This is a genomic window from Faecalibacterium sp. OF04-11AC, assembly GCF_003460645.1.
GTDB classification, from domain to species: Bacteria; Bacillota; Clostridia; order Oscillospirales; family Ruminococcaceae; genus Faecalibacterium; species Faecalibacterium prausnitzii_I.
Genome location: NZ_QTVP01000002.1, coordinates 68,022 through 85,881, shown reverse-complemented (window position 1 = coordinate 85,881; position 17,860 = coordinate 68,022). Strand labels below are relative to the sequence as shown.

At 64.1% G+C, this 17,860-nt stretch carries 15 protein-coding genes and 4 pseudogenes; 16 read left to right on the top strand and 3 right to left on the bottom strand.

Annotated elements, in window-relative coordinates:
* Positions 1-11: 11 nt before the first annotated feature.
* The 14 genes and pseudogenes from DXA70_RS15230 to DXA70_RS01525 all read left to right on the top strand — a co-directional run bounded on the left by DXA70_RS15230 (position 12) and on the right by DXA70_RS01525 (position 10,930).
* Positions 12-233, top strand: coding sequence for a precorrin-6A/cobalt-precorrin-6A reductase (locus DXA70_RS15230; RefSeq protein WP_347553457.1), 222 nt, complete (start codon positions 12-14; stop codon positions 231-233).
* Positions 206-424 carry a precorrin-6A/cobalt-precorrin-6A reductase gene (locus tag DXA70_RS15225; protein ID WP_347553456.1) on the top strand — a complete coding sequence of 73 codons (219 nt, stop codon included), beginning with the start codon at positions 206-208 and terminating at the stop codon, positions 422-424. The genes DXA70_RS15230 and DXA70_RS15225 overlap by 28 nt, the downstream gene beginning before the upstream one ends.
* Positions 421-1,635 carry a precorrin-6y C5,15-methyltransferase (decarboxylating) subunit CbiE gene (cbiE, locus tag DXA70_RS01580; protein ID WP_128117407.1) on the top strand — a complete coding sequence of 405 codons (1,215 nt, stop codon included), beginning with the start codon at positions 421-423 and terminating at the stop codon, positions 1,633-1,635. The genes DXA70_RS15225 and cbiE overlap by 4 nt, the downstream gene beginning before the upstream one ends.
* A pseudogene (locus DXA70_RS01575) lies at positions 1,632-2,988 on the top strand (cobyrinate a,c-diamide synthase). The gene cbiE and the pseudogene DXA70_RS01575 overlap by 4 nt, the downstream one beginning before the upstream one ends.
* Positions 2,985-4,061, top strand: a complete 1,077-nt coding sequence (cobT, locus tag DXA70_RS01570; protein ID WP_128117406.1) for a nicotinate-nucleotide--dimethylbenzimidazole phosphoribosyltransferase — start codon at positions 2,985-2,987, stop codon at positions 4,059-4,061. The pseudogene DXA70_RS01575 and the gene cobT overlap by 4 nt, the downstream one beginning before the upstream one ends.
* Complete coding sequence (locus DXA70_RS01565) at positions 4,055-4,579, top strand: bifunctional adenosylcobinamide kinase/adenosylcobinamide-phosphate guanylyltransferase (protein WP_128117405.1); 525 nt, start codon at positions 4,055-4,057, stop codon at positions 4,577-4,579. Before cobT ends, DXA70_RS01565 begins: the two co-directional genes overlap by 7 nt.
* Positions 4,576-5,328 carry an adenosylcobinamide-GDP ribazoletransferase gene (locus DXA70_RS01560; protein WP_128117404.1) on the top strand — a complete coding sequence of 251 codons (753 nt, stop codon included), beginning with the start codon at positions 4,576-4,578 and terminating at the stop codon, positions 5,326-5,328. The genes DXA70_RS01565 and DXA70_RS01560 overlap by 4 nt, the downstream gene beginning before the upstream one ends.
* A gap of 1 nt (position 5,329) precedes the next feature.
* Complete coding sequence (locus DXA70_RS01555) at positions 5,330-5,650, top strand: bifunctional adenosylcobinamide kinase/adenosylcobinamide-phosphate guanylyltransferase (protein ID WP_022257576.1); 321 nt, start codon at positions 5,330-5,332, stop codon at positions 5,648-5,650.
* Positions 5,644-6,251: pseudogene (locus DXA70_RS01550) on the top strand (histidine phosphatase family protein). Before DXA70_RS01555 ends, DXA70_RS01550 begins: the two are co-directional and overlap by 7 nt.
* A pseudogene (gene cbiB, locus DXA70_RS15220) lies at positions 6,251-7,200 on the top strand (adenosylcobinamide-phosphate synthase CbiB). Before DXA70_RS01550 ends, cbiB begins: the two co-directional pseudogenes overlap by 1 nt.
* Positions 7,201-7,211: 11 nt before the next feature.
* Complete coding sequence (cobD, locus tag DXA70_RS01540) at positions 7,212-8,264, top strand: threonine-phosphate decarboxylase CobD (protein ID WP_128117403.1); 1,053 nt, start codon at positions 7,212-7,214, stop codon at positions 8,262-8,264.
* Complete coding sequence (locus DXA70_RS01535; RefSeq protein WP_128117402.1) at positions 8,261-9,745, top strand: cobyric acid synthase; 1,485 nt, start codon at positions 8,261-8,263, stop codon at positions 9,743-9,745. The genes cobD and DXA70_RS01535 overlap by 4 nt, the downstream gene beginning before the upstream one ends.
* A gap of 1 nt (position 9,746) precedes the next feature.
* Positions 9,747-10,259: a cob(I)yrinic acid a,c-diamide adenosyltransferase gene (locus tag DXA70_RS01530; RefSeq protein WP_112114561.1), complete on the top strand. Its 513-nt coding sequence runs from the start codon at positions 9,747-9,749 to the stop codon at positions 10,257-10,259.
* Positions 10,256-10,930 carry a precorrin-8X methylmutase gene (locus DXA70_RS01525; protein ID WP_128117401.1) on the top strand — a complete coding sequence of 225 codons (675 nt, stop codon included), beginning with the start codon at positions 10,256-10,258 and terminating at the stop codon, positions 10,928-10,930. The genes DXA70_RS01530 and DXA70_RS01525 overlap by 4 nt, the downstream gene beginning before the upstream one ends.
* Before the next feature lie 71 nt (positions 10,931-11,001).
* On the opposite strand, the gene DXA70_RS01520 is transcribed toward DXA70_RS01525, so the two are convergent.
* From DXA70_RS01520 to DXA70_RS01510, 3 genes and pseudogenes are all read right to left on the bottom strand, one after another.
* The gene (locus DXA70_RS01520; RefSeq protein ID WP_128117400.1) at positions 11,002-11,802 is read right to left on the bottom strand and encodes a hypothetical protein; all 801 of its coding nucleotides are present in this window, start codon (positions 11,800-11,802) and stop codon (positions 11,002-11,004) included.
* 109 nt (positions 11,803-11,911) lie between these two features.
* Entirely contained in the window at positions 11,912-13,705 is a 1,794-nt protein-coding gene (locus DXA70_RS01515; RefSeq protein ID WP_128117399.1) for a hypothetical protein, read from the bottom strand.
* An 11-nt stretch (positions 13,706-13,716) separates the two neighbouring features.
* Positions 13,717-14,645 (bottom strand): annotated as a pseudogene (locus DXA70_RS01510) (MoxR family ATPase).
* A gap of 162 nt (positions 14,646-14,807) precedes the next feature.
* On the opposite strand from DXA70_RS01510, the gene DXA70_RS01505 reads away from it, so the two are divergent.
* Together DXA70_RS01505 and DXA70_RS01500 are read left to right on the top strand one after the other, a co-directional pair.
* Positions 14,808-16,205 carry a sodium:alanine symporter family protein gene (locus DXA70_RS01505; protein WP_128117398.1) on the top strand — a complete coding sequence of 466 codons (1,398 nt, stop codon included), beginning with the start codon at positions 14,808-14,810 and terminating at the stop codon, positions 16,203-16,205.
* A 21-nt stretch (positions 16,206-16,226) separates the two neighbouring features.
* Positions 16,227-17,519, top strand: a complete 1,293-nt coding sequence (locus DXA70_RS01500) for an L-serine ammonia-lyase, iron-sulfur-dependent, subunit alpha (RefSeq protein WP_128117397.1) — start codon at positions 16,227-16,229, stop codon at positions 17,517-17,519.
* The last annotated feature ends 341 nt before the right edge of the window (positions 17,520-17,860 follow it).

Sequence of the window (17,860 nt, the reverse complement as noted above, 5' to 3'; positions counted from 1 at the left end):
AGGGTGCGCTGGTGTTTGCCGGTGCGGCGGAGGCCGCCCGGGAGCTGGCCCGGACGGAGGGCAATGTCCTCCTCACCACCGGGGCCAAAGAGCTGGGAGCCTTTTCCCCCATCGCACCGGAGCGGTGCTACCCCCGGGTGCTGCCCACCCAGGAGGGGATTGCGGCCTGTGAGGCGGCGGGCGTCCCCACCGCAACATTATTGCGATGCAGGGGCCGTTCTCCCGGGCACTGAACGAAGCACTGATCCAGCAGTTTGAAATTCGCTGGCTCGTCACCAAGGATGGCGGCGCGGCGGGCGGCTTTGCCGAGAAAGTGCAGGCCGCGCAAAGCACCGGGGCCCAGCTCGTGGTGCTCCGCCGCCCGCCGGAACAGGGCCAGACCGCACAGGAGATTCTGAACCTCTGCAAGGAGAAAATGTTATGAAGATCACATTGATCGGGATGGGCAGCGGCTGCCCGGAGAGCCTGACCGTGCAGGGCTATGCGGCCCTGCGGGCAGCGGACCTGATTTTAGGGGCCCGTCGGCTGCTGTCGGCCCTGCCTGCTGGCTGCACGGAGAACCGTGCCGCCGCCTACCTGCCGGATGAAATATTGGAGCTGCTCCACGCCTCCGGGTGTGAGAACGCCGCGCTCCTGTACAGCGGCGACACCGGGTTTTACTCCGGGGCTTCGGCACTGGTGGAGCGTCTGCAGGCACAGGGATATCAGCCTGTGGTGCTGCCCGGTCTTTCCAGCGTGCAGATGCTCTCTGCCGCGCTGGGCCGCCCCTGGCAGGACTGGAAGCTCGTCTCGGCCCATGGCCGCGCCTGCGACCCGGTGGCCGAGTGCATGGAGGGCAAGCCTACGTTCTTTTTGACGGGCGGCAGCGAGAGCCCCGCCACCCTTTGTGCCCAGCTGGCGGCAGAGGGCTTTGGAAAGCTGGCCGCCGCTGTGGGCGAGAACCTGGGGACCCCGGAGCAGAAAGTTTATACCGGCACGGTGGGCCAGCTGGCTGCCAGCCGTTTCGAGAGCCTGAGCGTGCTGCTGGTGGAGGCGGCCCAGGTGCCGTCCCGCCGTACCCAGGGCCTGCCGGACGAAGCCTTTGTGCGGGGCAAAGTGCCTATGACCAAACAGGAAGTCCGTGCCGCCGTGCTGGCAAAGCTGGGCGTCCAGCCCGGGGAGCTGCTCTGGGATGTGGGCGCCGGCACCGGCAGCGTCAGCGTGGAACTGGCCCTTGCCGCCCCCCGCGGCCGGGTGTATGCCGTGGAGTGTGACCCGGAGGCCTGTGCCCTCATCCGCCAGAACAAAGAAAAATTCGCGGTCCGCAACCTGACGTTGGTGGAGGGCACCGCCCCCGCCGCGCTGGAAAACCTGCCCGCTCCGGATGCCGTTTTCATCGGCGGCACCAAGGGGAATATGGCAGCGGTGGTGGAGGCTGCGCTGGCCCGCAACCCGGCGGCCCGCATCTGCATTTCAGCCATTGCGCTGGAAACGCTCTCTGCTGCGGTGGCGGCCCTCACGGCCCACGGCCTGCAGGCGGAGGTCTGCCAGATCTCTGTCAGCCGCGCCAAAGCAGCGGGCAAACTCCACCTGCTCATGGCCAATAACCCCATTTTCCTCATCACCCGGGCCGACGAAGCGGAGAAAAGCGTATGATCCAGTTCCTGCTGGCCGCGCCGAACTCCGGCAGCGGCAAGACCACTCTCGCCTGCGCCCTGCTGGCAGCTTTGAAAAACAGGGGGTACGCCCCCTGTGCGTTCAAGTGCGGGCCGGACTACATCGACCCCATGTTCCACCGGGCGGTGCTGGGGGTGGAGAGCCACAATTTGGATTTATTCTTTTCCTCCCCGGAGACGGCGCGCGGCCTCTACGCCAGCGGCGCGGCGGGCCACGGCGCCGCCGTCTGTGAGGGGGCCATGGGCCTTTACGATGGGTTGGGCGGTACCAGCACCACGGCCAGCGCCTGGCAGGTGGCGGATACATTGAATCTGCCCGTGCTGCTGGTGGTGCGGCCCAAGGGGGCCAGCCTGACCTTGGCGGCCCAGATCAAAGGCCTGCAGAGCTTCCGCACTCCCAGCCATTTAGCGGGCATTTTGCTCAATGACTGCAAGCCCGGTTTGTACAAGATGCTGGCCCCCATGCTGGAAGCGGAGACCGGCCTGCCGGTAGCGGCTTCCTGCCCCCGGTGCCGGAGGCCGCCATCGGGAGCCGCCATCTGGCCTTTACACGGCCGGGGAAGTAGCGGACTTACAGCAGAAGATCGCCCTGCTGGCACAGGCTGCCGAAGAAAATATCCATTGGGAAAAACTGCTTTCCCTCTGTGAGCAGCCTGCCCCGGCAGCAGCGCGGATCAAACAGGAACACAAAAAACAGTGTGTCAAAATCGCGGTGGCGCGGGATGAGGCGTTCTGCTTTGCCTACGCCGAAACGCTGGAGGCCCTTACCGCCGCCGGGGCAGAGCCTGTCCCGTTCAGCCCGGTGCGGGACCCGGCCCTGCCGGAGGGGGTTGGCGGGCTGTACCTGCCCGGCGGCTACCCGGAGCTCCACGCCCAGGCCCTGAGCGAGAACACCTCCATGCGGCAGAGCATCCGGGGGGCTGTCGCGGCAGGCCTGCCCACCGTGGCCGAGTGCGGAGGCTTCCTCTACCTCGGCCAGGCGCTGGAAGACGCTGAGGGGGGCATCTGGCCCATGGCGGGCGTCCTGCCCGGGCAGGGAGTCAAGGTCGGGCGGCTGGTCCGCTTTGGCTACGCCACCCTTACGGCGCGGGCGGACAGCCTGCTCTTCCGGGCCGGGGAACAGTTCCCCGTGCACGAGTTCCACCACTGGGATTCCACGGAAAATGGCACGGCCCTTACCGCCTCCAAGGCCAATGGCAGGCAGTGGGCCTGCGGCTTTGCAAACGAGCATTTCTATGCGGGGTTCCCGCATTTGTACTGGGCGGGTACGCCCCTGCCGGAGCGGTTCGTGGCCGCGGCAGAATCTTACCAGAACAAACGAGGCAGTTTATGACAGAAGCAACACTCAAAACCCTGTTGGAGGGCATCACCCCGCCGGACGAGGCCGCCCGCGCGGCGGCTCATGCCCACTGGGCCAGCCTGGCAAAGCCGCTGGGCGGGCTGGGAGCGCTGGAAACCACGCTGGAATCCGCCGCCGCCCTCACCGGGAGTGCGGCGCTGGATCTCTCCAAGCGTGCCGTCCTCGTCCTCTGCGCGGACAACGGCGTGGTGGCGCAGGGCGTCAGCCAGACAGATCAGAGCGTGACCCGGACGGTGGCCGAAAACCTGGCGGCCCGCCGCACCAGCGTCTGCCAGATGGCCCGTGCGGCCCGGTGCGAGGTGGTGCCAGTGGACATGGGCATGGCCGGGGAGCCGGTGCCCGGCGTGCGGAACTGCCGCGTTGCCTCCGGCACCACCGATTTTACCCAGGGCCCGGCCATGCGCCGGGAGCAGGCCGTGGAGGCTGTTGCCAAGGGCATCGCGCTGGTGCGGGAGCAGAAAGCGCAGGGCGTCACCCTGCTGGCCACGGGCGAGATGGGCATTGGCAACACCACCACCTCCAGCGCGGTGGCGGCGGTGCTGCTGGGCCAGCCTGTGGAGCGGATGACAGGCCGAGGCGCGGGTCTCTCCGACGAGGGCCTTGCCCGGAAGATCAATGCCATTCAAAGGGGCATTGCGGTCAATCAGCCCGACCCGGACGACGCGCTGGATGTCCTCGCCAAGCTTGGCGGGTTTGACATCGCGGGTCTCTGCGGCGTCTTTCTGGGCGGTGCGCTGGAGGGCGTGCCCGTGCTGATGGATGGCTTCATCAGCGGGGTGGCGGCCCTCTGCGCCGTCCGGCTCTGCCCGGCGGCGGCCAAGGCCGTGTTCGCCAGCCACTGCTCCTCCGAGCCCGCCGCCCGCCTCGTGCTGGAAGCGCTGGGCAAAGCCCCGCTCATCACCGCCGGACTCCATCTGGGCGAGGGCACCGGGGCCGTGGCCGCCATCCCGCTGTGGGATATGGCACTGGCCGTTTATCGGAACTGCTATTCGTTCGCAGACGGCGGGCTGACCCCTTACACGCCTCAAGGAGGTGCCGGATGCTGACACTGGTGCTGGGCGGCGCGGCCAGCGGCAAAAGCGAGTATGCTGAGAGTCTGGTGCTGAAAACGGCCCTGCCGCGCTATTATCTGGCCACCATGCAGGTGTGGGACGCCGAGTGCGCCGCCCGGGTGGCAAAGCACCGGAAAATGCGGGCCCGAAAGCAGTTTACCACGGTGGAGTGCCCGCTCCGTCTCGAACAGGTGCAGCTCCCCGCCCGGGGCACTGCCCTGCTGGAAGACCTGGGCAACCTGACCGCTAACGAGCTCTACAGCCCCGGCGGGGCAGGGAAGCACGCGGCCCGGGCTGTGCTGGCCGGTGTGGAGGCGGTGGCCTCCCAGTGCGAAAACCTCGTCCTCGTCTCCAACGAAGTCTTCAGCGGCGGGGCCGACTATGCAGGCGATACCGACCAGTATCTGCTGGCCCTCGCGCGGGTCAACAACGCCCTTGCCGCCCGGGCGGACAATGTCTGCCGGGTGGTCTGCGGCATCCCGGTCTATTACAAAGGAGGTGCTCCGGTATGATCGCATTGCAGACCATTGCCGTGGCGTTTGCCATGTTCTCGGCCCTGCCGGTGCCGCAATTTGCTTGGAACTCCAAAAACATGCGGTACGCCCTCTGCGCGTTCCCTCTCATCGGGGGGGTCATCGGGGCGCTGTGGAGCCTCTGCGGGGCGCTGCCGCTGCCCGATATGATCCGGGCCGGCGGCTTCTGCCTCATTCCGGTGCTGGTCACCGGCGGCATCCATCTGGACGGCTATGCCGACACTTCGGACGCCCTTTCCAGCTATGGCGACCGGGAAAAGAAGCTGGAAATTTTAAAAGACCCCCACTGCGGGGCCTTTGCCGTCATCCGGCTCTGCACCTACTTCCTCGCGTATTTCTGCTTTGCGTTCTGCATCCGCTTCTCCCCCCGGGTGGGGTTGTGCTGGACGCTGGCGCTGGTGCTGGAGCGCGGCCTCTCGGGGCTGGCGGTGGCGGCGTTCCCCATGGCCAAAAACACCGGTCTGGCCCACACCTTTGCCACGGCGGCAGACCGGGAAAGCGTTCAAAAAATCCTGATCGTTCTGTCCGTCCTGCTGGCTGCGGCGCTCATTGCGCTGGGCGGCGGGGCACTGGTGGCGGCGGCTCTGCTGGTGCTGTGGCGGTACCACCATGTGGCCGTCAAGGAGTTTGGCGGCATCACGGGGGATCTGGCCGGGTGGTTTTTGCAAAAAGCCGAATTCTGGATGCTGGCGGCGCTGGCGGCCAGCCAGTGGGGAGGCATTTTATAACATGATGTTCATTACCGGGCCGCTCTACAGCGGCAAGCGCACCTTTGCGCGGCAGTTTGCGGGCAGCTGCATCACCGATGTGCAGGACAAAGCCGCCGATGCTGCCGATCTGACCCAGCTGGCGGAAGAGCTGGCCCAATACGATATCGTCATTGCTACCGAGGTGGGCGGCGGCGTGGTCCCGGTGGATGCCGGGCAGCGTGCCGCCCGGGAAGCCGCCGGGCGGCTGGCCTGCCTGCTGGCGGCCCGCGCCGACTGCGTGGTGCAGATGTTCTGCGGCATCCCCACGGTGCTGAAAGGAGAATTGCTGAAAAAATGCTGATCTATTTACTGCGTCACGGTCTGACGGAATACAACGCCCAGAAGCGCTATCAGGCCAGCGGGATATCCCGCTCTCGCCCAAGGGAGCCGCCCAGCTCCGCAAAGCGGATTTTGACCCCGATGTGGTCTATGTCACCCCGCTGCAGCGCACCTCCCAGACGGCGAAAATCGTCTTCCCCCACGCAAAACTCGTGGTGGTGGACGGCCTCAAGGAGATGTGCTTTGGCAGCTTTGAGGGCCGCAATTTCATTGAGATGGAGCATGACCCGGATTATCAGGCCTGGGTGCAGGCCAACTGTGAGAGCTCCTGCCCGGACGGCGAACGGAAAGAAGACTTTTCCAACCGCATCTGTGCCGCATTCTCCAAGCTGGTGGATGAGGCGTTGGCAGAGGGAAAAGACCGGCTGGTCATTCTGGCCCATGGCGGTACCCAGATGGCGGCCATGGAGCGGTATGGGGTGCCTCATCAGGATTATTACAAGTGGTGCGGCCCCAATGCGGGCGGTTATGTGCTGGACGCCAAAGATTGGACGCAAAAGCATATCCTCACGGTAATCAAGACGGTGCAATATACAAAAAGTGCTGCAGAGGGGAACCTATGATGACGGTTTGGGCCGTGTTGGGCGGCTTTGTGCTGGACGCCCTCTTTGGAGACCCGGCCTGGCTGCCCCACCCGGTGGTGTACATGGGCAAGGCCATCTCCAAGCTTGAAAAATTCCTGCGCCCCCGTCTGCCCAAAACGCCTCAGGGAGAGCTGCTGGGCGGTGCCATCGTGGCGTTCTGCCTGCCGGTGGGCACCTTTTTGCTCACAGGGCTCGTCTGCTGGGGGGCCGCCCGGCTCCACCCGCTGCTGGGGCTGGCCGTCCAGATGTTCTGGTGCGGGCAGGCGCTGGCCGCCCGGGGCCTGGTGCAGGAGAGCACCAATGTTTATAAAGAGCTCAAAAAACCCGACCTGCCCGGGGCCCGCAAAGCGGTCAGCCGGATCGTGGGCCGGGACACTGCGGAGCTCACTGCCGAGGGCGTGACGAAAGCCGCCGTGGAGACGGTGGCCGAAAACGCCAGCGACGGTGTCATTGCGCCGCTGCTCTATATGCTGCTGGGCGGGCCCCGCTGGCCCTCACTTACAAGGCCATCAACACGATGGACAGTATGCTGGGCTACAAAAACGAAAAATACCTCTACTTTGGCCGCGTGCCCGCCAAGCTGGACGATGCGGCAAATTACATCCCCAGCCGCCTGGCGGGCCTGCTCTGGGTGGCCGCTGCCGCGCTGACCGGAAACAGCGCCGGAGGGGCGTGGAAGATCTGGCGGCGGGACCGCCGCCGCCATGCCAGCCCCAACAGCGCCCAGACCGAGAGCGCCTGTGCCGGGGCCCTGGGCGTCCAGCTGGCGGGGCCTGCCTATTATTTCGGGCAGTATTACCCCAAACGGACCATCGGGGATGCCCTGCGGCCCATCGAGCCGGAGGACATCCTCCGGGCCAACCGGATGATGGTTGCGGAGAGCATTCTGGCGCTGGCCATCGGCCTGGGCCTCCGGGTGCTTTTGTAAAGGAGATTTTTATGGAACTGGTGCACGGCGGTGACTGGATGGGCTACCGCGAACAATTTGGGCGCGACGCGCTGGATTTTTCGGCCAATGTCAGCCCGCTGGGCCTGCCCAAAGGGGTGGCCGATGCCATCACGGCGGCCCTGCCGCAGGCGGACCGCTACCCGGACCCGCTCTGCCGCACCCTGCGCGCGGCACTGAGCGAGGCGGAGGGCCTGCCCGCCGATCAGATCCTCTGCGGCAACGGCGCGGCGGACCTCATCTTCCGGCTGGCGCTGGCCGTAAAACCCCGCCGGGCGCTGGTGACGGCCCCCACCTTTGCGGAGTACGCCACGGCACTCGAAACCGTGGGCTGCACGGTGGAGCGTTTTACGCTGAACGAAGCCAATGATTTCGCGGTGACAGAGGAGTTTCTGGACGCCATCGTCCCGGGGGTGGAGATCGTCTTCCTCTGCCAGCCCAATAACCCCACCGGCCAGCTGGCCAGCCCGGCCCTTGTCCGCCGGGCAGCGGCGCGGTGCGCGGCGTGCGGGGCTGTTCTGGCTGTGGACGAGTGCTTTCTGGATTTCCTGCCGGATGGCGACCGCTGGACGGCAAAACCCCTGCTGCACGAGGATCAGAACCTCATCATTTTCAAGGCCTTTACCAAGCTCTACGGCATGGCAGGCGTCCGGCTGGGCTACTGCCTCAGTGCGGACGCTGCTCTGCTGGAAAAAATGCGGAACGCGGGCCAGCCCTGGGCGGTGTCCAGCCTGGCTCAGGCCGCCGGTGTGGCGGCCCTGAAAGAAACGGCGTACGTTGCGCGGGTGCGGGCCCTCATTGCAGCGCAGAAGCCGAAACTCACGGCAGGCCTGCGGGCGCTGGGCCTGCGGGTGATCGAGGGCAGGGCCAATTACCTGCTGCTGCAGGGGCCGGAAAGTCTGGGCGAAGCGCTGCGGCAAAAGGGCGTCGTCCTGCGCGGCTGCGCCAATTATCCGGGGCTGGACGCCAGCTGGTACCGCACTGCCGTGCGCACGGGGCCGGAAAATGAACGATTGCTGAAAACACTGCAGGAGGTGTTGGGATGAGCCGGGCAAAATGCATTATGGTGCAGGGCACCATGAGCGGCGCGGGCAAAAGCCTGCTCTGCGCGGCGCTCTGCCGCGTTTTTGCGCAGGATGGGTACCGGGTGGCCCCGTTCAAGAGCCAGAACATGGCCCTGAACAGCTTTGTCACCCGGGACGGGCTGGAAATGGGCCGCGCCCAGGTGGTGCAGGCCCAGGCGGCGGGCATCGAGCCGGACGTCCGGATGAACCCCATTCTGCTCAAGCCCAGCAGCGATGTAGGCAGCCAGGTCATCGTCAACGGCGAGGTGCGGGGCCAGATGAAAGCGGCGGACTACTTCCGCCACAAAAAACAGCTCATCCCCGATATTTTAGCTGCCTACAACAGCCTGGCGGAGGATGTGGACATCATCGTCATCGAGGGTGCCGGCAGCCCGGCGGAGATCAACCTCAAGGCGGACGACATCGTCAACATGGGGCTGGCCAAACTGGTGGATGCCCCGGTCCTGCTGGCGGGCGATATCGACCGGGGCGGCGTGTTCGCCCAGCTTTACGGCACGGTGGAGCTGCTGGAGCCGGAGGAGCGTGCCCGCATTCAGGGACTCATCATCAACAAATTCCGGGGGGATGTGGAAATTCTGCGCCCGGGCCTGACCATGCTGGAAGAAAAAACGCGCCTGCCCGTGCTGGGCGTGGTGCCCTACCTGAACGTGGACATTGAGGACGAGGATTCCCTCTCCCAGCGGCTGGACGTGAAAAATGTCGTCAAGCCGCTGGATGTGGCCATCATCCGGCTGCCCCGCCTCTCCAACTTTACAGATTTCATCTCGCTGGAGCAGCACCCGCTGCTGGGCGCGCGGTATGTGGAGAGCACCCGCGGCCTCGGCGCGCCGGACTGCATCATTCTGCCCGGCACCAAGAACACGGTGGACGACCTGCTCTGGCTCCGTCAATCCGGGCTGGAAGCGGCCATTTTAAAGCTGGCCGAGCGAGGCACACCTATTTTGGGCGTCTGCGGCGGCTACCAGATGCTGGGCCGGCAGCTGGACGACCCCACCGGCAGCGAGAGTGGCCGGGTGCAGTCCCTGCGGGGGCTGGGCCTGCTGCCCACCCGGACGGTCTTCTCGGAGCAGAAGCGCCGCACCCAGGTCACGGCCACGGTCACGGCAGAGCCCTTTGCCGGGGCAAAGCTGACGGGGTATGAGATCCACACCGGCCGGACCGTGGTGGAGGGCACGCCCTTTGATACCCTTGCGGACGGCCAGTCCGAGGGCTGTGTTAACGGCAGTGTGTTTGGCACCTACCTCCACGGCCTCTTTGATACCGGCGAATTGACCGAAAAACTGACCGTGTTTTTGTGCAAACAGAAGGGCATCGCCCCGGAAGCCGCTGCCCTTGTGCCCATGGAGCAGTACCGCCAGCAGCAGTTTGATCTGCTGGCTGACGGCGTGCGGGGCGCGCTGGACATGGCCGCGGTTTACCGGGCCATGGGAATGGAGCGCTGAGATGGAACAGGGACTTTTGCACCTCTATTACGGGGACGGAAAAGGAAAGACCACCGCCGCCATGGGCCTGGCCCTGCGGGCACTGGGCAGCGGCAAACGGGTGGTCATCGTCCAGTTTTTGAAAGGCGGAAACAGCGGGGAGATCCCGCTGCTGGCAAAGCTGGGGGCCGAAATTTACCGGGGCAAGGCGGGGCAGAAATTCGTCTTCCAGATGAATGAAGCCGAAAAAGCCGCCACCCGGGAATTACAGAACCGGAACCTGCGGAACGCCATGGCCCGGCCTGCCGATCTGCTGGTCCTGGACGAGGCCGGTTCGGCCTGGGAGCTGGACATGGTGGACAAGGCACTGCTCCAAAAGGCGGTGCGGGAGCGCCCTGCCGCGCGGGAGTGCGTGCTGACGGCCCACCAGCCGCCCCAGTGGATGCTGGACGAGGCCGACTATGTGACGGAAATGAAATGCCACCGCCACCCCTACCAGAAAGGGGTCCCGGCGCGAAAGGGGATAGAATATTGATGCCGCAGCACCATCTGCCCGCTGACATTGAGCGGACGAGCCTGAAAATGATTGCCGCGGAGCTGGCCGAGATGGGCCTGACCCCGCCTCCGGAGACGGAAGCCGTTGTCCGGCGGGTCATCCACACCACGGCGGATTTTGACTACGCAAAAAACCTGCGCTTTACGCCCGGGGCCGTGCAAAAGGCCGTGGAGGCCTTGCACAAAGGGATGTTCATCGTCACCGACACCAACATGGCGCTGGCGGGCATTACCAAGCCCGGTCTTGCCAAGCTGGGCGGGCAGGCAGCCTGCTATATGGCGGACCCTGAAGTGGCCGCACGGGCCAAGGCGGGGGGCACCACCCGGGCTGTGGCGGCGATGCACAAAGCAGCCGCCGAGCACCCGGGGGCCATCCTGGCCGTCGGCAATGCACCCACAGCCCTGCTCACCATTGCGGAGCAAATCGAGGCGGGCCTGCGCCCGGCGCTGGTCATCGGTGTCCCGGTAGGGTTTGTGAATGTGGTGGAGAGCAAGGAGCGGCTGTTTGTCACCTGCGAGGCCCACGGCGTGCCTGCCATTGTGGCAATGGGCCGCAAGGGTGGCAGCAATGTGGCCGCCGCCATCTGCAACGCCCTCATTTATTCTGCCGCGGAGATGCTGGACCCCACGGCCCGGGGCTGGAACGGTTGAAAATTTTTAGAATCGCAAAAGATAAAAAATGCCCGGAGACACTGCAGATCACAGCGTTCTCCGGGCATTTCTTATACCGTTGCCAGCACGGCGAGGATGCTCTGCCACCGGGGGTTCTGCACAGGCTGTGCAGAAGCGCGGCGGGCAGCAGCCGGAGGCGGCGGGGCCATGGGCTGGGCATCCGGTCCACCGGGCAGGCAAAGGGCGAAGCAAGGTCGGCCTGCCACTGAGCGGCCAGCTGGACGGCCTCCGGGCAGGATTGGAGGGTGCGCCGCTCCGTCCCGGCCAGGAAATCGCCCAGCCAGCAGAGGACGGCGGCCATGGGCAGCTGGGCGGCGGCATCGGTGCTCCAGTATCACCAGTGCGCGCCCCGGCCTACAAAGCTGTCCACCGTGATGAGCGCCCCCTCCGCGCGCTTGCGGGGCAGGGCGGCGGTGTGTTCGCCGGAGCAGCGGCGCAGCTCGTGCAGGACGCTTGCGGGGCAGGGCGGCGGTGTGTTCGCCGGAGCAGCGGCGCAGCTCGTGCAGGACGCGCTCGGCCCGGCCTGCATCAAGGGCATCGTCCCGGATGTAGGCGGCAAAGTCGTCCGCACTCAGCAGTTCATCCGCCTTGGCAGGGAAGCGGCCCGTCATCTCGCCGGAAGCGTTGTGGCAGAGCTGCCAGCCCTTGCGGAACAACTGGAAGTTGAGGTTGCGCCGCCCCATGGTGGAGTAAAACAACCGCACCCGGGCGCTGCCGGGCTCCTGCCGCAGCTCCAGATAAGCGTCTGCCCCGCCAAGATCCTGCACTTTCACGCGGAGCAGCAGGGTGGTATCACGTTTCCGGGCAGACATGGCGCGGTGCATCATCTCAAAGTAACGGGCAGCATCCATGGTGGTTCTCCTCTCTTCCGGGACCGATGTTGGTTGTATTTCTGAGAGGAGTATACCACAAACAACAACAAAATACAACTATAAGTTTGCTTACTGGACAAAAATATTTTTAAAACGGAAAACAGAATAAACAATATGGTTGTATGAACTCAATCCCCCAGGCCCGGATCTCGTGCTGGATGAGCTGCCCGGCGGCACGGGCCAGCTGGTCCATGCTCCGGATGCGGGCCAGGTTTTTGCCGTAAACGCGCTCGGCGGCGGGGATGGAGCTGTTCTCGCCCATAAAGACGGCGGACACCTGGATCCCCTTGCGGCGGAGATCACGTGCCTCGGCGGCGGTATCGTCCACGCCGTAGGGCCCGCCGTAATCCCGGCCCAGCGGGTTTTCCGGGCTGGGCGGGATGCGGCGGCTGTCATTGGGGGAGGCATCCGTCAGCAGGATGAGCAGGTGGCGGGGAGCCGGGCCGGGGTCAAAATCCAGCAGGTCGCCTGCCGCCCGCAGGGCCAGGCCGTCCCGGTTCCAGCCCGAGGCGAAATACTGGTTGACACCCTGCCATTGTTTGTCTTTGAAATGCTTGAGCACCCGGAGCACGGTGTAGCCCCGCAGGCTGCAAAAGCTGCTTACCCGCACCGGGATGCGGCAGCGGGAAAGGCTCTCGGCCAGGATGGCACCCTGTGCCGCAATGACTTCCTGGCAGTGGAGCCGGGAGGCCGAGGCATCCAGCAGCAGGTCTACGGTGAACGAGGGCTGGTTCTCCTCCTCGGCACAGCGGAAGACCCGGCTGTCGTCCAGCAGGGGAGCCCGCCAGACCCGCTCGGGATCCAGATTGCCGCTGCGGGCGATCCGGGCGTTGGGCTGCTGGTGGACCAGGATGCAGTTCTGGATCTGTTCAGTCAGCCGGAGCACTACGCTGCGGTGGAGCTCCCGGTTTTTGGCATCGTAAGCCCGGTTGCGGTCGGCCTGCAATTCGGCCTGCTCGGCCAGATGTTTCGCTTCGGGGGTGGGGGCCTGCTCCGGGCTGGGCACGCCGGAGGCAAACCACAAATGGCACCCCAGATGGTCCCCGGTGCAGAGCTCCTGCTCGGCCTTGCGCAGCCGTTCCGGCGGGTAGAGAGAGCGGCCAAAGCAGCTCTCGATGTAGGCCCGGTCCTCGGCGGCGTTCTGTTTCAGTGTAATATGGGCCAGCCGCTTGTCGGCAGTCGGCCCGCCGCCGCCCGCGTCCACACTGCCCGAGTGCTCCACCGTCATCCGGTCGGTCTTGATCATCTGGGTGGGCATGGTCTTGGTGGCAAGAGAGGCCAGAAGCCCCTCCAAGTGCAGGTGCAGTGCCAGTTTCTGGTGCACCGTGCCGTCAAAGAGGGCAAATTTAGCGTAAAAGGCCAGTACGCTGGCTTTCAGTTCCTCGGGCTTGGGCGGTGTTTCCGGGGCCAGGGCCGCCGCCAGCTGGCTTTCATAAGGGGTCAGCACCGGGTCGGCCCGGCCCTGTACCCGCCGCCAGCGGGTGGCCTGCATGGAGTAGACCAGCTGGTTTTTCGCCATCCACTCCTGCCGCGAGAGTTTGTACTGGATGCCGAAGAAATAATCCGCGTGGGCCCGCCGCAGCTCGGCCAGCACCGGGCGGCGGGGCAGCTCCAGCGCGTAGGCGGCGCTTTCGAGGTACAGCCAGGTCAGGTCGTCCAGCAGGGACTGCTTCACGTCGCCGTCCCAGGTATTGAACAGCCCCCGCACAAGGTCGTCGCCGTAATATTTGTGCACCAGCCCCACGATGCAGTTCATGTAAAAATCCACGGTGCCATCGGTGTTGCGGGCCAGAAACAGCGGCTCAAAGCCGTATTCGCCTGCCGCGGCCCACACCTGATTGGCGGCCCGCCGCTCCTGCGCGGTGTAGCTCTGCGCTTCCATAGGGCGGCCCCTCAGCTGAAGAGCTTGGCGGCGGTGAGCTGGGCCGGGATGCGGGCGGCAATGACGTCCCGAATGAGCCCCTGCTCGTAGGAATCAAAGGCTTTGTTGGTGATGCCCATGTCCAGCGCGGCCCCGGCAGGCACGCCCCGGCGGATGAGCCGCAGGGCGTCCAGCATCCCGCGCAGGTCCAGCGCTTTGGTGGAGATTTCCGCGCTGTCGCACTTTTTCTGTAAATCGAGGAAAAGCTGGGCAAACTGATGGACGTACTTGCCCGTCAGATCCGGGAACTGGGCCCGGAGCAGCTTTTCGAGGTTTTCCTCGGTGATGGTGGGCATCTGGATGACCACAAAGCGGGAGGTGAGGGCTTCGTTCAGTTCCCGGGTGCCCGCGTAGCCGTAGTTCATGGTGGCAATGAAACGGGTCTCCTCGGCCAGCGGGATGCGCTCGTAGCCGGGCACATCGATGGCGCGGCGGAAATCCAGCACCGCGTGGAGGACAGCCAGCGCCTCGTTCTTTGCCATGTTGATCTCATCCAGCACGCCAAAGCCGCCGCACTGAGCACAGCGGTAGACCGGGCCGGGCCGGAATTTGACGGCACCGCCCTCAAAGGTGTCCATGCCGATGAGGGAGGCCGCGTCCATATTCACATGGAACGAGATATCCCATGCAGGGCGGCCAAAGGCGGCGGCCAGATTCTCCGCCAGCACATTTTTGCCGGTGGCCTTGCCGCCGGCCAGCAGCAGGTTCTCGCCGCAGAGCAGGGCGGCCAGTGCCTGCTCCCAGACGTCTTTTCCATAGTAAGTAAAGGCCGACTGCGGCACACGGGGAGCCAAAGCCTCGGTCAGCGGGTGGGTGGTACGATATTCATTGACGGCCAGCAGCAGATCCGGCTGACGCCCTCCTGCCGTAAATTTTCCATCAGAGTGGAAGTTGTGACCATTCTGGAAACATCTCCTTGTGGTTGGCATTGCCAAACCAATTTTTCAGCCCTATCATAGCACAACCGGGGTGGTTTGTGTAGAAAAAATTTGACACCACCCCTAAAATAGGATAAAATGTCTTCTGTTGTGTTAAAAATCCAAGTAATAGGTGAAACAAATATATGATCGAAACCATTGCGGCCGTCAATCAGGCGGTCAACAGCTTTATCTGGGGCATCCCGGCCATGGTGTGCATCATCGGCGTGGGTTTGCTGCTCAGTGTGCGGACCGGCTTTTTGCAGATCCGCAAATTCCCCTACGCCATCCGCACCACCATTGGCCGGATGTTCCGCAAAAAGGATGCCTCGGACGGCACCATGACCCCGTTCCAGGCCGTCTGCACCGCACTGGCGGCGACGGTGGGCACCGGCAACATCGCGGGCGTGGCGGGTGCCATCGCCATCGGCGGGCCGGGTGCCGTGTTCTGGATGTGGTGCTCGGCGCTGCTGGGCATGTGCACCAAGTTTTCGGAGGTGACGCTGGCCGTCCATTTCCGGGAGCGGAACAAAAACGGGGAGCTGGTGGGTGGCCCCATGTACTATATTAAAAACGGCCTGGGGCAGCGCTGGCAGTTCCTGGCGGTGCTGTACTCCCTGTTTGGCGTGCTGACGGTCTTTGGCACCGGCAACGCCACTCAGGTCAACACCATCGTCACGGCCATTGATTCCGCCGTGCTGGCGTACAACACCTCGGTAAAAAGTTTTCTGCCCACCCTCAACCTCATTGTGGGCGTGGTAGTGGCCATGCTGGTGGCCATGGTGCTGCTGGGCGGCATCAAACGCATTGGCAACGTCACGGAGAAGCTGGTGCCGTTCATGGCACTGTTCTATGTGGTGCTGGCGGTAGGCGTCGTGGTGCTCAATGTGCGGCGTCTGCCCTATGTGCTGGAGTCCATCATCGCGGGCGCGTTCAACCCCAGAGCGTTCACGGGCGGTGCCATCGGCAGTGTGTTTCTCAGCGTGCAGAAAGGCGTCTCCCGCGGCATCTTCTCCAACGAGGCCGGCCTCGGTACGGGCTCCATCGCCCATGCCTGCGCCGATACCCGGAAGCCCGTCAAGCAGGGGATGTTCGGCATCTTTGAAGTCTTTGCCGATACCATTGTCATCTGCACTCTGACCGCCATGGTCATCCTGTGCAGCGGCGTGCCGGTGGGCTACGGGGCTGCCGCTGGCGCCGAGCTGACCATCGCTGGTTTTACCGCGACTTACGGCGGCTGGTCGTCCATCTTTACGGCGATGGCACTTTGCTGCTTTGCGTTTTCCACCATCATCGGCTGGGGCCTGTACGGCTCTCGCTGTGCGGAATTCCTGTTCCGCACCGATAAGGTGGTGGGGCCGTTCCTCGTGCTCTATTCCTTTGTGTCCATTGTGGGCGCGACGATGGATCTGGGCCTTTTGTGGAACATTGCCGATACATTCAATGGCCTGATGAGCATTCCCAACCTGATCGCCCTGCTGCTGCTCTCCGGCACGGTGGCAAAGCTGGTCAAAGAGTTTTTTGCGGGCGAGGGTGCCCGGTAAAATAAAACGGAGGATAGAAAAATGGAGAAAGCGCTTTACAATACTTATCTTGCAATTCTGAAAGAAGAGCTGGTGCCCGCGATGGGCTGCACCGAACCCATCGCGGTGGCCTATGCTGCTGCCCTGGCTGCCCGGGCACTGGGTTGCCCGGCAGAGCAGGCTGAGGTAGCCGCCAGTGCCAACATCATCAAGAACGTCAAAAGCGTGGTGGTGCCCCACACGGGCGGCCGCCGGGGCATTGCTGCCGCCGCTGCCGCAGGCATCGTGGCAGGCGATGCGGACAAGGAACTGGAAGTGCTCTGCGCCGTGACGGAGGATGACCTGAAGAAGATGGCGGATTTCCTGGAAAAGACGCCCATCCATGTGGAGCGCTCGGGCAAGCCCTACCTGTTTGACATCCAGGTGCGGCTGTTCGGCGGCGGGCATACCGCTTTTGCGGAGATCGCAGGCCACCACACCAATGTCATCGCCCTGCAGCGGGACGGCGAGGTCCTGCTCCAGAAAGAATACGTGGAGCAGACCAGCACCCAGGCCACCGACCACACCCTGCTCAACGTGGAGCAGATCGTCCAGTTTGCCGATGAAGCCGACCTGAACGACGTGAAAGAGACCCTGCAGCGCCAGATCGACTGCAACACGGCCATTGCCAAGCAGGGCCTGGAGGGCCACTGGGGTGCCGAGATCGGCCGCATCCTGCTCCGCTCCTACGGCGACAGCGTCCACAACCGGGCCAAGGCCTGGGCCGCCGCCGGTTCCGATGCCCGGATGAATGGCTGCGAGCTGCCGGTGGTCATCAACTCCGGCAGCGGCAATCAGGGCCTGACGGCTTCTCTGCCGGTCATCATCTACGCCCGGGATATGGGAGCCTCGCAGGAGCTGCTCTACCGTGCCCTGCTGGTGTCCAACCTCGTTACCATCCACCTCAAAACAGGCATCGGGCCCCTCTCGGCTTACTGTGGCGCCACCAGTGCCGGCTGCGGTGCAGGCGCGGGCATTACATACCTCCACGGCGGCCGTTATAACGAGATCGCTCACACGGTGGTCAACGCGCTGGCCATCAACTCCGGTATGGTCTGCGATGGTGCCAAGGCCAGCTGCGCCGCAAAGATCGCTTCTGCCGTGGAAGCAGGTCTGCTGGGAATGCAGATGCAGATGCACGACAGCGAGTTCGTGGGCGGCGACGGCATCGTGCTCAAGGGCGTGGAGAACACCATCCGCAACGTGAGCAAGATGGCCCACGACGGCATGGCCGAGACCGACCGTGAGATCATCCGCCTGATGATCGCCCCGCAGGAGGGGGCCGCAAGCTGCTGATGGAAAAATACTGCCATGGCTTGACTTTTTGCAAAATCGCATATAAAAAAATGCGAACGATACGATACACATTTCCAATGGGTATCACCAAATGGAAGAACCCCCTCGGAGCGGCTACTCCAAGGGGGTTCTTCCATTTGTGAGTGCTTGCTGTCCTTGTGCTTGCCGTCAAGCCACTTGCTGATGCAGTTGGAAACCACACCTGCTGCGACGGACAAAACGAATGATACGAACAGTTCCAAAAGGTTTCCCTCCCATCTCAATGAGAATTGAGTGGAAAGGGCAGCGACTTTAGGATCACATAGATGGACAGAAAAAGGCGGGCGTTTGATTCTGGATGC